Below are 14,236 nucleotides of genomic sequence, written 5' to 3' on the forward strand. Positions count from 1 at the left end.
TGTTTTGATCAACAAAAAAATGTGAAATCGCTTTTATTTTCTTTCGAATGGAGGCATATTGATTGATATCGAAAGCCGGTGAGGTCACGAAGGTTAAACTTAAGTCGCTGAATTTCAATGATTGGGTGCATTAATAAGCCGCTTTGATTGATATCGAAACCTATTGAAAGTTTATCCGCTGTGATACATTGAGGCTTTCGAGCAAATGATGGGATAACCGAAATGAACATTCTCAACACCATAGAGAGACAACAGGAAATCGTGCGCCTGACCCAACAGCAGGGGAAGGTGTCGGTGAGCGATCTGTCGGCACGCTTCGGGGTGTCAGAGGTCACCATTCGCAGTGACCTGGCAACCCTGGATCAAAAGCAGTTGCTGGTGCGCTCCCGTGGCGGCGCCATCGTCAATACTGAGCTCAGCCGCGAGTTGTCTCTTAAGGAAAAGGGCAATTGCTACTCGGCTCTGAAACGGGAATTGGGCGCGGCGGCGGCAAGCCTGGTGCAAAACGGTGACCGGCTGCTTTTGGACTCGGGCACCACCACAGAGCAGGTCGCCCATCACCTGATGCAGCACGATGACCTTATCGTGATGACCAATGGGCTGAACATTGCCTCTGTGCTGTCCAAGTCCGAGTCGGTGGACGTGATGCTCACCGGTGGTCTGCTGCGCAAAAAATCCATGTCCTTTTACGGCAGCGCCGCCGAGAAGAGCCTGGGTGACTACAACTTCAACAAACTTATTCTCGGTGTGGACGGTTTCGACTTGAAGGCCGGACTGACCACCCATTTTGAAAAAGAAGCCTGCCTGAACCGGATGATGGTGGACATTGCCACCGAGGTGATAGTCGTGACGGATTCATCCAAGTTTGATCAGCAGGCCTTTCACGTGATCTGTCCTTTGCTTCGCATACACAGGCTGGTCACAGACACTGGCATTCCTGAGCGTTACGCCCAGGCACTCGAAAAACAAGGGGTGCAATTGCACCTGGTAGAACGCACTCAATAGCGATTTAAGGGGAGAACAATGGCGGGAATCGATCGTCGTGGATTTTTGAAGGCCTCTATGGCATCTGTGGCTGCAGCGGCGCTGGCGGGTTGTGCCAGTCAGCAGGGCGGCAGCGTAACACCCAAGGCAGCGGGCAAGTCCGTGATGGGCCTGGTGGTGCCAAAGATGGCCGAAGTGAGAGTGGGCCTCATAGGTGTGGGTGAGCGTGGTGTGGGTTTTATCCATCACTTCAATAACATCGAAGGCGCACGCATTACCGCTATCTGCGATACCGACCCTCTGGTTATCTCCCGTGCCCAAAAAATCATGGCCGATTATGGCCGCAGCCAGCCTGCCTATTACAGCAAGGGGCAGCAGGCCTATCTTGATTTGGTGGCCCGCGAAGATGTGGACATAGTGGTCATTGCCACGCCCTGGGCGCTGCATCACCCCATGGCCAAAGCTGCCATGCTGGCCGGCAAGCACGCCTTTGTGGAAGTGCCCATGGGCATGACCATCGAAGAGCTGTGGGATCTGGTGGACACCGCCGAGCTGACTCAGCGCAACTGCATGATGATGGAAAACGTCTGCTACGGCCGCGACGAACTGATGGTACTGAATATGGTGCGTCAGGGCCTCTTCGGTGAGCTGCTCCACGGTGAAGCGGCATACATACATGAACTTCGCTGGCAGATGAAAGAGTTGGACCGCAAGACCGGTTCCTGGCGTACCGGTTACCATGCCCAAATCAATGGTAACCTGTATCCCACCCACGGCCTTGGCCCGGTTGCCCAGTACATGAATATCAACCGGGGCGATCGCTTCGACTACCTCTCCTCCATGAGCTCACCGGCCCTTGGCCGCGCTGCCTATGCCCAGCGCGAGTTTCCAAAAGATCATCAGCGCAACCAGCTCAACTACATTTGCGGCGACATGAACACCAGCCTTATCAAAACCGTTAAGGGCCGGACCATCATGGTGCAGCACGATACCACCACGCCGCGCCCCTACAGCCGCCATAACCTGATCCAGGGCACCAATGGCGTCTTTGCCGGATTCCCCAACCGTATCGCCCTGGAAAACAACGGCCGTGGCAGTTTCCACGAGTGGGATCAGGACATGGAACACTGGTACGGTAAATACGATCACCCGCTGTGGACCCGCATGGGCCGCGAAGCCGAGCAGAACGGCGGCCATGGTGGCATGGACTTCCTGATGTGCTGGCGCATGATCTACTGCCTGCGTAATGGCGAGCCTTTGGATCAGGACGTATACGACGGTGCGGCCTGGTCAGCTGTGCAGCCTCTGTCTGCCCAATCGGTGGCCGACCGTGGTAATTCCCGCGACTTCCCCGACTTTACCCGTGGCGTATGGCAGAGTGCCAAGCCTCTGGGCATCGTGGGGTAAGCCGATGTCGGTACTCAAATCCATTATTGAGGCCAACAAGCGTGGCGAGCAGCGGGGCATCTTTGCCGTCTGCTCGGCACAGCCGCTGGTCCTGCGAGCCGCTTTGCGCCACGGCGTGGAGACAGGCTCTCCGGTGCTGATTGAGGCCACGGCCAATCAGGTGAATCAATTTGGCGGCTACACCGGCATGATGCCCGCCGACTTTATCCGCTTTGTCGAATGCCTCGCCGAGGCCGAAGGCCTGCCCCGTGAGCGCCTGCTCTTTGGCGGCGACCATTTGGGCCCTGTGGCTTGGAAACATCTGCCTGCCGATGAGGCCATGGATAATGCCGAGGCCATGGTGCGTGCTTTTGTTGAAGCGGGTTTTGAGAAGATCCATCTCGATGCCAGCATGGGCTGCCAGGGTGAAGTGGAGCCATTGGGCGACAGCCTGATTGCCGCGCGGGCTGCCCGCCTTTGCAAGGCGGCGGAGGAGGCGGCCTGCGGGCGGCCACTTTGCTACGTGATTGGCACCGAAGTGCCGCCTCCCGGAGGTGTCGCCAGCCTGCATGCGCTGGAAGTGACCCCGGTGCCGGCCATCGAGCAAACCGTGGCGGCCCACAGAATGGCCTTTGACGCGGCCGGGCTCAGTGATGCGGTGTGGCAGCGGGTGATTGCCCTGGTGGTTCAGCCCGGGGTGGAGTTCGGCCACAGCGACATACATCAGTACAACAGCAGCCTGCTCGATGCGCAGCGCCGTTTTATCCGCCGCCAACCCGGGCTGGTGTACGAAGCGCACTCCACCGATTACCAGTTGCCTGAACACTATAAGTCGCTGGTGGCAGACCATTTTGCCATTCTCAAGGTTGGGCCGGAGCTGACCTTTGCCCTGCGCGAAGCGCTGTTTGCCCTTGACCATATCGAGGCGTTGTTGGTGCCACAGGCGAAGCGCGCGGGACTCAGAGCCCTGTGTGAAGACAAGATGCAGGCGGATCCCAAATTCTGGCAGCACTTTTATACCGACCCGCAGGCGCGGGACTGGCAACTGGGATTCAGCTACAGCGACCGTATTCGCTATTACTGGCCGGAACTGTCTCAGGCCATAGATACCCTGCTGTTTAATCTCAAAGACCCCATACCTTTGCCACTCATCAGCCAATACCTGCCGCTGCAATACTCCAAAGTATTGCGTCAGGACCTGCCGGCGACGGCCCTGTCGCTGGTGCTCGACCATATCAGTCTGGTGCTTGAACGCTACGAAGACGCCTGCCAGTTGAGCGCAATTAAAGGATAATATTTATGCAAGTCAACGACCTATCAAAGACCAAGATCTGCCTGGAATTCGGTGAAGATGCGCTGCGTCAGCCACCTAAGGGCAGCCACTGGACGGCAGAGGAAATTTGTCAGCAGCCCGGATTGTGGCGGGAAATGGCGGAGCAGTTTGTGCAGGAGAAGGGCCGGTTGCACGACTTTGCCGCGCCGCTGCTGGCCATGCCTGACTTGCGGGTTATCCTCACAGGTGCGGGGACGTCGGCGTATATCGGCGAAGCGCTGGCTCCCTTTCTGGCGACCCAGATGCCGCTGGTGGGGCAAACGGTGGAGGCCATTGCCACCACGGATCTGGTGTCACATCCCCATCTCTACCTGCACCCGGCCAGGCCGACTCTGGTGATATCTTTCGGACGCTCCGGCAGCAGTCCCGAATCCATGGCCGCCATTGAACTGTGTGATGCCCTCTTGCCAGCGTGCTACCACCTGCTGCTGACCTGTAATCCACAGGGCTGCATGGCAAGGTACGGTGAGCAAAAGGCAGACCGTGCCTGCCTCTGGCTGATGCCGGAAGGCAGCCATGACAGAAGCTTTGCCATGACCAGCAGCTTTACCTGCATGTATCTCGGGGTGCTCCTGCTGTTTGCTGCCAACTACAGCGCCCTTGCAAGGGCGGTTACCCTGGCAGAGCGCCTGCTCACCGAGAGGGTGGATGAGATTGCCCGGCTTGCCGCATCACCGCTATCCCGGGTGGTATTTTTGGGCGGTGGCGCCCTGCAGGGTATCGCCCGGGAAGCCGCGCTCAAGCTACTGGAACTCAGTGCCGGCGCTGTGATGGGAGTGCATGAGAGTCCACTTGGTTTCCGCCATGGTCCCAAGTCCCTTATCGATAAGGATTCTTTGGTGGTGGTACTTTGCTCATCCGAGCCCTATGCACGCGCCTATGACATGGACATGGCCGCCGAGCTTGAGCGGGATGGTGCAGCCAGTGCCGTGGTGCGTCTTTGCGAAGAAAATATCGGTGCAGATGGTCAGACCTTACTCGAGGATGTCTGGCTAACCTTCCCCTATATCCTGTATTGTCAACTTTTTGCTTATTTCAAGGCCCTCAATCTTGGGATCAGCGCCGACAACCCTTGCCCCGGTGGCCAGGTGAATCGCGTGGTCCAGGGGGTCAAAATCCATCCCCTCAGCCAATATAGGTTGCCGGGAACCGGGGTATAACAGATGTATTACGGACTGGATATCGGCGGCACCAAGATTGCGCTCGCCTTATTTGATGACAGCATGGCCTGCGTGGCACGCTGGCAGATCCCGACCCCAGTAGCGGATTATGGCCAGTTTTTGGACGAGGTCTGCGCCCAGATAGAGCGGGCCGATGAACTGGCGCAGCAACACTCATCTGAAGTGGCTCTTGTGAAGCCTGCCGCGCTGCCCAAGGGCTCGGTGGGCATTGCGCTGCCCGGGGTTATCCTCAGCGACGGCACCGTGCTATCAAGCAATGTGCCTTGCCTCAATGGTCGCATGGTGGCTCAGGAGCTCACAGCCCGTCTTGGCAGACCGGTCGCCCTTGGGAATGATTGTCGCTGCTTTGCTCTGTCGGAAGTCATGCTTGGTGCTGGCGTGGGGTTTGAGAGAGTGCTTGGGGTTATCCTCGGCACAGGTCTTGGCGGCGGAGTCTGTATCAGTAAGAAACTGATTTTAGGCGCCCATTGCCTTGCCGGCGAGTTTGGCCATATTGGTCTGCCGGCCTCTGTCATCATCAAACATCAACTTCCGCTGTTCGAATGTGGCTGCGGCTTAAGCGGCTGCGCCGAAACCTATGTCTCGGGTACTGGCCTTGGCCGCCTGTACCAGCATTTTGGCGGTGCTGCCGATACCTATACCTGGCTTGCGGACTACCGGGCAGGAAAGGCCGCGGCCATTACCACTTTTGAAGCCTATATGGATGCCCTTGGCAGCGTGCTAGCGGGGCAAATCCTGAGTCTCGACCCCGACTGCCTGGTGTTCGGTGGCGGTATTTCCGAGGTCAATGAAATCATAGCCGCCCTGCCAGATGCGACCGCAAGGCACCTCTTTGCCAGCGCCAAATTGCCGGAATTTCGTGTCGCCGAGTTCGGCGCCGCCAGCGGAGTGCGCGGCGCGGCGCTGCTGGGTAAGGCGCTCGGCGAAGATTGCCTTGCCGGCGCGAGCAGCGAAGAGACGGATGCTGATGAGATACAAAGGAGGCACCATGGCTGATGTTGGCAGTAACAACTTGCCCAAAAGCCTTAATGATTGCTTGCTTTGTCCGGAGTTTGCACTCCTTGGTGCAGGCAAAGAGTCTGAGCCAGGTTCAAGCGACGATGACATTGCGGCTTTGGTATCTGCAGCTTTGGTACCGGGGCTGTGGCTTAAAATACGCCAAGGCCGTATCGAGACCATAGCACGCGAACCGGATGCCGATTTACCCCATTACCGGCTACCGGGCATTTTGGCCCCCGCACTGATAGATACCCAGGTCAATGGCGGCGGTGGGGTGCTTATCAATCATCAGCCCACCGCGGCGGGCATCAATACGCTTACCCAAACCCACGGACTCTATGGTACCGGCGCACTCTTGCCCACGGTGATAAGCGATAACCTTGCCGTGATGAGCCAGGCGCTTGAGGGCGCCATTGCCGCAAGACAAGGGGGCGATGACGCTGTGGTCGGCATTCATTTTGAGGGGCCGCATCTGTCCCTTGCCAAAAAAGGCTGCCACAGCCCGGCGCTTATCCGTCCCATCGGTGAGGCCGAATTTGCGCTTTACGCCGAGGCCGTCTCCTCCCTCGGGTGCTGTATGGTTACCCTGGCACCGGAAGCGGTGTCGCCTAACGATGTTGCGCGTTTGGTCGCGCTCGGCGTCAGGGTCAGCCTTGGCCATTCCAACGCCGATGTTGCCACGGTCGAGGCAAGCCTTGCAGCGGGTGCCAGCGGATTTACCCACCTCTTTAATGGCATGTCGGGCCTGCAGGGCCGGGAGCCGGGGATGGTGGGTGCGGCGCTGGCCAGCCCGGATGCATATTGCGGCATTATTCTGGATGGTGAGCATGTGCACGCCACCTCCGCTAACCTGGCCTGGCGCCTCAAAGGCACTCGGCGACTCATGCTGGTCACAGACGCCATGTCGCCCACGGGCACCCGGGAAGTGAGTTTTGAGTTTTTCGGCGGCAGGGTGCACAGGGATGGCATGGTGCTCAGGGACGAACATGGGTCGCTGGCAGGCTCTGTGCTGACCATGACCGCGGCCGTGCGCCAGGCCTGCGCCATGCTCGGGGTGAGCGCGGCCGAGGCTTTGTGGATGGCAACGGCCACACCGGCGGCGTTTTTGGGGCTAAAGGACAGAGGCCGATTGGCGCCGAACTGCCGCGCCGATTTTGTGCTCCTGGATGATGCCCTTTATCAACTGGGGCGCTGGCAAGCCGGTCAACTGGTGGCAGGCAAAGAACCCATATTGGAATAAAAGAGCCCGGATTAAACGAAACTGGAATGGACTAGAAGCTGGATAACCCTATGGAAAATATAATGAAAACAACAAAGACCTCTTCGACGCTGCTACCCATGGTACTGATAGGCATCCTGTTTTTTGTGTTTGGGTTTGTCACCTGGCTCAATGGCGCCCTGATCCCATTTTTAAAAATTGCCTGCGAACTCAATGAGCTGCAGGCCTATATGGTCACCTTTGTGTTTTACATCGCCTATTTTGTGATGGCGTTGCCCATGTCCGGGCTGCTCAGCCGTTTTGGCTACCGCGCCGGGCTGCAAATTGGATTGGGGGTGATGGCGCTGGGTGCCTTGCTGTTTATTCCTGCGGCCTTCAGCCACACCTTCGGGCTGTTTTTGATGGCGCTCTTTGTGCTCGGCACCGGGCTCACCATACTGCAAACCGCCGCCAACCCTTACATAGTGGTGATAGGCCCCAGCGAGAGCGCTGCCATGCGCATCAGCTGTATGGGTGTGGTCAACAAGGGCGCGGGTATTCTGGTGCCCCTAATCTTCAGTGCCTGGGTGCTGACCGGGATGGAGGCCTACACAGAAACCGCGCTGGCCGCCCTGTCTGAAGCCGATAAAGCTGAGGCCTTGCAGGCCCTGTCAGCAAGGCTGGTGGAACCTTACCTTGCCATGGCGGCAGTGCTGACAGCGCTGCTGTTTTATGTGCGCTTTTCGCCCCTGCCCGAGCCGAATATCAGCTCTGACAAGCCATCGCAACAGCATCACTGGCGTGAGCTGCTCAAGTATCCGCAGGTGATGCTGGGGGCTCTGACACTGTTTTTGTATGTGGGCGCCGAAGTCATTGCCGGTGACAGTATTGGTCTCTATGGACAACATCTGGGGCTGAGCAACTTTGGAGTGCTGACCTCTTACACCATGGCCTTTATGGTGCTGGGTTATCTGGTGGGAATAGCCACTATTCCCCGTTTTATCAGCCAGAAAACAGCGCTGGCGTGCTCGGCGGTTGCGGGCTTGGTGTTTACCCTTGGGATCATGTTTGGGGATGAGCAGGGCACCACGCTTGCCACCTGGCTGCTGCAACCCTTTGGCATAGCCGCTGTGCCCGATACCGTGCTGTGTCTGGCGCTGCTTGGGTTTGCCAATGCGCTGGTGTGGCCAGCGGTGTGGCCGTTGGCGTTGCACGGTCTTGGCCGCCTGACGGCAACCGCGTCGGCGTTGCTGATTATGGGCATTGCCGGTGGCGCTCTGCTGCCTCTGGCCTATGGCGCCCTGGTGCAGTCGGGCCTCAGTCATCAGCTGGGCTATGCTTTGCTGCTTCCCTGCTATGGGATGATTTTCTTCTATGCCGTCAAGGGCCACAGCCTGCGCCCGGCCTGACAGTTCCTTTTGCCTAAGCCTGAATAACAAAGCCCGGCATTGCTGCCGGGCTTTGTTGTCTGTTTTATTCCCTCATTCGGGCGCTGTGCCTGTGTATGTGAATCTCAGCACAGGGCGTCGAGGGCTCGCAGTATGTCGGATTCGCCACTCGCCAGCGCTCTTTGCTCCTCCAGCACGGTTGCCAGTATGGCTTCGGTGGTGAGGGGGTTGGCAAGCACGACCCGAAACACAGTACGCTTGTCATTACCGTAGACCTTGGGCGTGATACGGGTGCGTGAGACAAAAGATTTACCCTGCTCGCGCTGGGTTTTCTGGATGGCGCGGGTAAGGTCATCCAGGAGACTGCCGATAGCCGCGAGCTTTTCGGTGTCATTATTGGCCACGGCCTTTGCCAGCGCCTGACGCACTTTGACGGGCACGTATCTGTAGGTCAGCAGGCACAGCTCCGGCTCGCTGATAAGCTCAAAATCCGCCTGGGCTTGAATGAGCGCCGCAAAGAATCTGGCGCGCTCCAGCGAGCCATTGATAAGGATTTCATAGCCTTCGCGGCCGATGATGTTCAAACAGGCATGGACCAGCATGGCCATTCCCGGGCGCGAACCTTCGAGGGTCTGGCTGCCCAGATCCTTGGAGCCCTGACGCAGGATGTACTCGGCATGGTGCTCGATGGCAGAGGCGAAGCTCGGATCTTTAAAAAGCACCATGCCTGCGCCCATGGGCACATACATTTGCTTATGGGCATCGATGGTGACCGAATCGGCAAGCTCAATACCGCCGAGCAGGTGTCGATACTTTTCAGACAACAGCGTTGCGCCGCCCCAGGCCGCATCCACATGGAAATGACAGTCTATCTCTTTGGCAAGGGCCGCCATCTCAGCAAGGGGATCCACATTGCCGGTTTCTGTGGTGCCGGCCACCCCGACTATGGCCATTACCCGGATATTGCGCGCCTGCAGTTCGGCAGCCGCCATACGCATGGCCTCGACATCCACCTTATTGTGGGCATCCACGGCCACACTGATGATGTTGTCCCGGCCGATGCCGAGCAGATCGGCGGCCTTGCCCAGCGAATAGTGACCACGCTCAGACACCAGTATGGCGAGGTCGTCCCAGCCATAGTGTTTGAGCGCCTTGTGCAGGCCTTCGCGGGTCACGCCCCTGAAGTTGCCGCTGGCTTTCAGCAGCTGGTTGCGTGCAATCCAGAGTGCGGTGATGTTGGCAACGGTTCCGCCGGAGCAAAAAGCCCCCAGTGCATGGCTGGCGCTGTGAAGAAAGCCCTGATAGAAGTTGGTGTCCCGACCATAAATCAGGTGGTGCATCATGCCCAGTACCTGACGCTCCATGGGGGTAAAGGCCTTGGAGGTTTCTATTTTCACCAGATTCTGATTGAGTCCCACCATGAGTTTGGACAGGGGCAACAGAAAATAGGGCAGGGCAGACGTCATGTGGCCGATGAAAGACGGGGCGGCAGTGTGTACCGACTGCGCCACCAAATGGGACATGATGTCTTCCACGTAATCGGAGACAAATTGGGGCTGTGGTGGCACTTCGACACGGCAGAAGTGATTCTCAATGTCTGACAGAGGTTGTTCCAGCGCGGCGATATTGTCCTGCAAAAATCCGGCAAGATCGGCAGACAGCTGGCGCTCGATACGGCCAAGGGTAGAGTCTGCCGCCTCCGGCACGGTAAAGATCCGTATCAGGTTATCTTCAGAGGCTGTGGCCTTGCGCAGGTGTTTTTCTGTCATCTCATCACGTCTGGCTGTCTTGTACACCGCCGGAGGAATGCCTGGCGGCGAAAAGGGAGCTCACTTTACTGCAAGGTCTGGTTTGCATCAAGGGTATGCAACACCGGGTTGCGGATAGCTGCCCAAAAGCGGCTTGCCCTGCTGTAAGGCTCTGCCGAGCCATTGGGCGGCAGCGAGTAGATTTTGCTCCGCCCCGGCGAGAGCCTGCGCCTTGGGATAATCGGCCGCAACCGTGCCTATCAGGGCAGTGAAGCCCGCGTCCAGCAGCGCCTGATGCCCCGCTCCCAAGCGGCCTGCGAGGCCTATCACGATTTTTTGATGACGTTTGGCAAGCCGCAATACCTCAAAAGGCGCTTTACCGTTCAGGGTTTGGCCATCAAGGCAGCCCTCACCGGTAATCACTACATCGGCTGCCATCACGGCTTGCTCCAGTCCGAGGGTGCTTGCCACCAATTGTGCACCCGGTGTCATTTGGGCCCTAAGTAACGCCATGGCCGCAAAGCCTGTACCGCCGGCCGCGCCAGCGCCAGGCGCCTGTCTGAACGCGTTACCTGTGAGCTGTTCGACCAGATTTGCCCAGTGGCTGAGGCCAGCTTCCAGCTGAATGAGTGCTTTGGCATCGGCCCCTTTTTGCGGTGCAAACACGGCCACCGCGCCGGTTGGGCCCAGCAAAGGGTTCTCTACATCGCAGGCCACCTGAATTTGGCAGTCTTGCAATCTGGTATCCAGGCTATCGTTACAGAGCACCTCGATATCAGCCAGGTTGCCCCCTCTTGGCGTGAGGCGCTGGCCACGACTGTCAAGCATGCTTAGCCCCAATGCGGCCAGCATGCCGGCACCACCATCATTGGTGGCGCTGCCGCCGAGGGTAAGGATAAGCTGCCTTGCCCCCAGTGCCAGCGCTTCTTTAATCAGCTCCCCAAAGCCGTAGGTGCTGGTGCTCAGTGGATTTCGTCTCTCGGGTGGAATAAGCATCAGTCCGCTGGCCTGAGCCATCTCTATGATGGCTGTCCGGCGCGCAGGTACCCAGCCTAGGATAGCGGTAACAGGTTCTCCGTCGGGGCCTGTGACACGGAATTGCCTGAGTTCGCCGCCAAGGGCCTGGGTCAGGATCTCACAGGTCCCTTCGCCGCCATCGGCCAGTGGACGCTGCACTATTTTTGCGTCCCCAAGCTGAGCCGACAGACCAAGACGCACAGTGTCTGCGACTTGGGCCGCGCTCAGACTTTCTTTAAAAGCGTCGGGTGCAATCAAAATATTGAGGGCCATATTTATTCCATAATTATCAGATATTTGGAATGCCGTTCTGTAAGCTGGTTATTGGCTGTTCTGGCAAAACCCGTGCGAATTCGCACACTTGTATCATTATGTAACCAATATGTTACACGATGGTAAATTTAATTTTGGTTTAAGGTTTTGGCGATTCTTGAGCCCCTGATTGATTTGTGACAGTTTGTTCCGACCAAGGTGAAACACTTGGATAAAACAACTACAAAAGGATCAGGACATGAAAGCATACACTTTAATCCCTGCAACGCTGGCTCTGTGTGTTTCCGGCGCACTGCAGGCTGGCAATACCCTGGAACACCGCATGGGCCTGGCCCATGGCAACAGCTTTGCCGCCGGTAAGTCATTCACCACCGCCGCCGGACATCAAAAAGTAAAACAGCAGCAAATGTTCAACGGCGTAAAGGTGTACGGCCACCATCTGGTGGTGTCCTCTGCTGGTGATATTTTTGGTCAGGCAGCTGCTATCGATGCCGACTTTAACGTCACCCCAGCCTTGACCCGTGGTCAGGCAATTGCCGCGCTGAATAAAGTGTATCCCGGCGCCGTGGCATCTGGCCATAAAGACGTGGAGCTGGTTATTCTGGCCGAAGGGGATGCGCCACGTCTGGCTTACCGCGTGTCTTTCCTCAGTGAAGGGGTAAACGGGATTTCCCGTCCGGCAGGTTTGGTGGATGCCATGAGCGGTGAAGTGGTGCGTCACTGGAACGAGTTGATGACTGCCAAAAACAGCGCCGGTAAGCCAGGCAATGGCGGCGGCACGACTCCGGGCATCGCATTTGATGCCACAGGCCCCGGCGGTAATGCCAAGACTGGCCAGTACTACTATGGCAGTGATTTTGGTGCGCTGAAGGTGGAAGAGGCCAACGGCGTATGTACCATGAACAACGCCAATGTAAAGACAGTGGATATGGCCAACAGCACCCGCCGTGGCGCCGTGTACTCTTTCACCTGTCCTGAGAACACCTACCGTGCCATCAATGGCGCATACTCTCCGCTGAACGATGCCCATTACTTCGGCGGCGTGATTTTCAACATGTACAAAGACTGGTACAACACAGCCCCGCTGACCTTCCAGCTGGAAATGCGTGTTCATTATGGCCGCAACTATGAAAACGCCTTCTGGGATGGCCGTGCCATGTCCTTCGGTGATGGCGCCAGCTATTTCTATCCCCTGGTGAGCCTGGATGTATCGGCCCACGAAGTCAGCCACGGCTTCACCGAGCAAAATTCCGGTCTGGAATACAGCGCTCAGTCCGGTGGTATGAACGAAGCCTTCTCAGATATGGCCGGTGAAGCCGCCGAGTTCTTTATGCGTGGCAGCAACGACTGGATGGTGGGGCATGACATCTTCAAGGGTAATGGTGCCCTGCGTTATATGGACGACCCGACCAGGGATGGCCGCTCCATTGGTCATGCCTCTGATTACACCAGTGGTATGGACGTGCACTACTCTTCCGGTGTGTACAACAAGGCCTTCTATCTGCTCGCCAGGAAAAATGGCTGGGATACCCGCAAAGCCTTCGAGGTGTTTATACTTGCAAACCAGCATTACTGGACGGCAACCAGCAACTACAACCAGGGCGCCTGCGGCGTTCAAGCGGCTGCTGCGGATAAGGGGTACTCGGTTTCTGATGTGAGCTCTGCCTTTGCCTCGGTTGGCGTAAGCTGCCAGTAAGTCAACGTGCACGAAAAAGCCCGGTGATGCCGGGCTTTTTTATTGGCGTGGTTTTGCCTGTTTGGTGCGCTTATGGTGGTACATGCGGGCATCGACGCTGGGCAGTAAGCTGTCGAGTTCGTAACGGGTGGCGGCGTCCAGTTGCAGCATGCCTACCGAATAGTCAAATTTGGGCAGCTGAGTTTGATTGGCAAGATGCTCATCGAGCCTAGTCAGCACCGAGTTTTCAAGTTGCTCGGTTTCTGAGTGGGCCAACACCAGAAACTCATCGCCCCCCCAGCGGGCGACCAGATCGCTGCCCCGGCAACTGGATTTCAGACTGGTCGCGAAAAAAGCCAGTATTTTGTCTCCGGTAATGTGGCCGTAATTATCGTTAATGGGTTTGAACCCATCCAAATCAAAACTGAGTAACACCATTTTGCGGCCCAGACGCAGCGCCAGTTGCTGATTTTTCTTAAAGAGCTCTTCAAAGCCACGGCGGTTGTAAACTTTGGTCAGAGGGTCGAGATAGCTTTGATTAATCAATTGGTTTTCCCGGTACATGTGAGCCAAATCGGCATTGATCACGTCTCGGATAACCGTCAGCACTTTTAAGTAGGTGGCGGGATACTGGGTCACCACATCGGACAAGACGCACAGGGTGCCAAAGGCATCGCCGTCGGGCCAGATAATGGGCAAACCCAGGTAAGACACATAATGATCGTCCTGAAATTCCGGGTTGTTATGCCAACGGGGTTCCAGGCTGGCATCCGGTACATACAGCAGCTGATTTTTCTGCACCACATAGTGGCTGTACACATTTTGGTCTATGGTGGCGATATGGCCCGGGGAATACCGCGTCGTGGGGAGCTCTGAGGCAATCAGCACCTCAATGCCCTTGGTATTGGCTTGATTAATAAAGGCCGCCGGCGCGTGGAACATCTCTGCCACTGTGTCGACAAGCCGCTGCCACCTCAGCCAGTCGATTTCGTTGACCTGTATGTCACGAAATGAATGATATCCGTAGGCCTTCATCGGTGACCTCCGTGTGTCT

General features: G+C 57.2%; 10 protein-coding genes and 1 pseudogene. 8 read left to right on the forward strand and 3 right to left on the reverse strand.

From position 1 onward, the window contains the following. Positions 1-222: 222 nt before the first annotated feature. From agaR to JQC75_RS05880, 7 genes are read left to right on the forward strand one after another with little or no spacing between them, the layout of a single operon-like run. Positions 223-1,005: a transcriptional repressor AgaR gene (agaR, locus tag JQC75_RS05850; RefSeq protein WP_203326510.1), complete on the forward strand. Its 783-nt coding sequence runs from the start codon at positions 223-225 to the stop codon at positions 1,003-1,005. A gap of 18 nt (positions 1,006-1,023) precedes the next feature. Further along, the gene (locus JQC75_RS05855; protein WP_203326511.1) at positions 1,024-2,391 is read left to right on the forward strand and encodes a Gfo/Idh/MocA family protein; all 1,368 of its coding nucleotides are present in this window, start codon (positions 1,024-1,026) and stop codon (positions 2,389-2,391) included. Positions 2,392-2,395: 4 nt separating this feature from the next. Beyond that, positions 2,396-3,664 carry a class II D-tagatose-bisphosphate aldolase, non-catalytic subunit gene (locus tag JQC75_RS05860; RefSeq protein ID WP_203326512.1) on the forward strand — a complete coding sequence of 423 codons (1,269 nt, stop codon included), beginning with the start codon at positions 2,396-2,398 and terminating at the stop codon, positions 3,662-3,664. A gap of 5 nt (positions 3,665-3,669) precedes the next feature. Next, on the forward strand, positions 3,670-4,863 hold the full coding sequence (locus tag JQC75_RS05865) for an SIS domain-containing protein (protein WP_203326513.1): 1,194 nt from the start codon (positions 3,670-3,672) through the stop codon (positions 4,861-4,863). Between the two features lie 3 nt (positions 4,864-4,866). Continuing rightward, positions 4,867-5,880 (forward strand): ROK family protein, encoded by a 1,014-nt coding sequence (locus tag JQC75_RS05870; RefSeq protein ID WP_203326514.1) that lies wholly within the window; start codon positions 4,867-4,869, stop codon positions 5,878-5,880. Further along, positions 5,852-7,123, forward strand: a complete 1,272-nt coding sequence (gene nagA / locus JQC75_RS05875; RefSeq protein ID WP_239002091.1) for an N-acetylglucosamine-6-phosphate deacetylase — start codon at positions 5,852-5,854, stop codon at positions 7,121-7,123. Before JQC75_RS05870 ends, nagA begins: the two co-directional genes overlap by 29 nt. Before the next feature lie 50 nt (positions 7,124-7,173). Beyond that, entirely contained in the window at positions 7,174-8,490 is a 1,317-nt protein-coding gene (locus JQC75_RS05880) for a sugar MFS transporter (protein WP_203326515.1), read from the forward strand. Between the two features lie 104 nt (positions 8,491-8,594). On the opposite strand, the gene panP is transcribed toward JQC75_RS05880, so the two are convergent. Together panP and JQC75_RS05890 are read right to left on the reverse strand one after the other, a co-directional pair. Continuing rightward, complete coding sequence (gene panP, locus JQC75_RS05885; RefSeq protein ID WP_203326516.1) at positions 8,595-10,238, reverse strand: pyridoxal-dependent aspartate 1-decarboxylase PanP; 1,644 nt, start codon at positions 10,236-10,238, stop codon at positions 8,595-8,597. Between the two features lie 87 nt (positions 10,239-10,325). Then, on the reverse strand, positions 10,326-11,507 hold the full coding sequence (locus JQC75_RS05890) for a glycerate kinase (RefSeq protein WP_203326517.1): 1,182 nt from the start codon (positions 11,505-11,507) through the stop codon (positions 10,326-10,328). A 328-nt stretch (positions 11,508-11,835) separates the two neighbouring features. On the opposite strand from JQC75_RS05890, the pseudogene JQC75_RS05895 reads away from it, so the two are divergent. Continuing rightward, positions 11,836-13,194 (forward strand): annotated as a pseudogene (locus tag JQC75_RS05895) (M4 family metallopeptidase); the annotation flags it as partial. 48 nt (positions 13,195-13,242) lie between these two features. Here the strand turns inward: JQC75_RS05895 and JQC75_RS05900 are convergent. Beyond that, the gene (locus tag JQC75_RS05900; RefSeq protein WP_203326519.1) at positions 13,243-14,217 is read right to left on the reverse strand and encodes a GGDEF domain-containing protein; all 975 of its coding nucleotides are present in this window, start codon (positions 14,215-14,217) and stop codon (positions 13,243-13,245) included. Positions 14,218-14,236 lie beyond the last annotated feature (19 nt).

The organism is Shewanella litorisediminis (genome assembly GCF_016834455.1).
Lineage (GTDB): Bacteria > Pseudomonadota > Gammaproteobacteria > Enterobacterales > Shewanellaceae > Shewanella > Shewanella litorisediminis.

Excerpts from the sequence above, each read along its gene's own strand:
- agaR (WP_203326510.1), top strand. The coding sequence starts at position 223 with ATGAACATTCTCAACACCATAGAGAGACAACAGGAAATCGTGCGCCTG.
- JQC75_RS05870 (WP_203326514.1), top strand. The coding sequence starts at position 4,867 with ATGTATTACGGACTGGATATCGGCGGCACCAAGATTGCGCTCGCCTTA.
- JQC75_RS05855 (WP_203326511.1), top strand. The coding sequence starts at position 1,024 with ATGGCGGGAATCGATCGTCGTGGATTTTTGAAGGCCTCTATGGCATCT.
- JQC75_RS05865 (WP_203326513.1), top strand. The coding sequence starts at position 3,670 with ATGCAAGTCAACGACCTATCAAAGACCAAGATCTGCCTGGAATTCGGT.
- JQC75_RS05900 (WP_203326519.1), bottom strand. The coding sequence starts at position 14,217 with ATGAAGGCCTACGGATATCATTCATTTCGTGACATACAGGTCAACGAA.
- panP (WP_203326516.1), bottom strand. The coding sequence starts at position 10,238 with ATGACAGAAAAACACCTGCGCAAGGCCACAGCCTCTGAAGATAACCTG.
- JQC75_RS05880 (WP_203326515.1), top strand. The coding sequence starts at position 7,174 with ATGGAAAATATAATGAAAACAACAAAGACCTCTTCGACGCTGCTACCC.
- nagA (WP_239002091.1), top strand. The coding sequence starts at position 5,852 with ATGAGATACAAAGGAGGCACCATGGCTGATGTTGGCAGTAACAACTTG.
- JQC75_RS05860 (WP_203326512.1), top strand. The coding sequence starts at position 2,396 with ATGTCGGTACTCAAATCCATTATTGAGGCCAACAAGCGTGGCGAGCAG.
- JQC75_RS05890 (WP_203326517.1), bottom strand. The coding sequence starts at position 11,507 with ATGGCCCTCAATATTTTGATTGCACCCGACGCTTTTAAAGAAAGTCTG.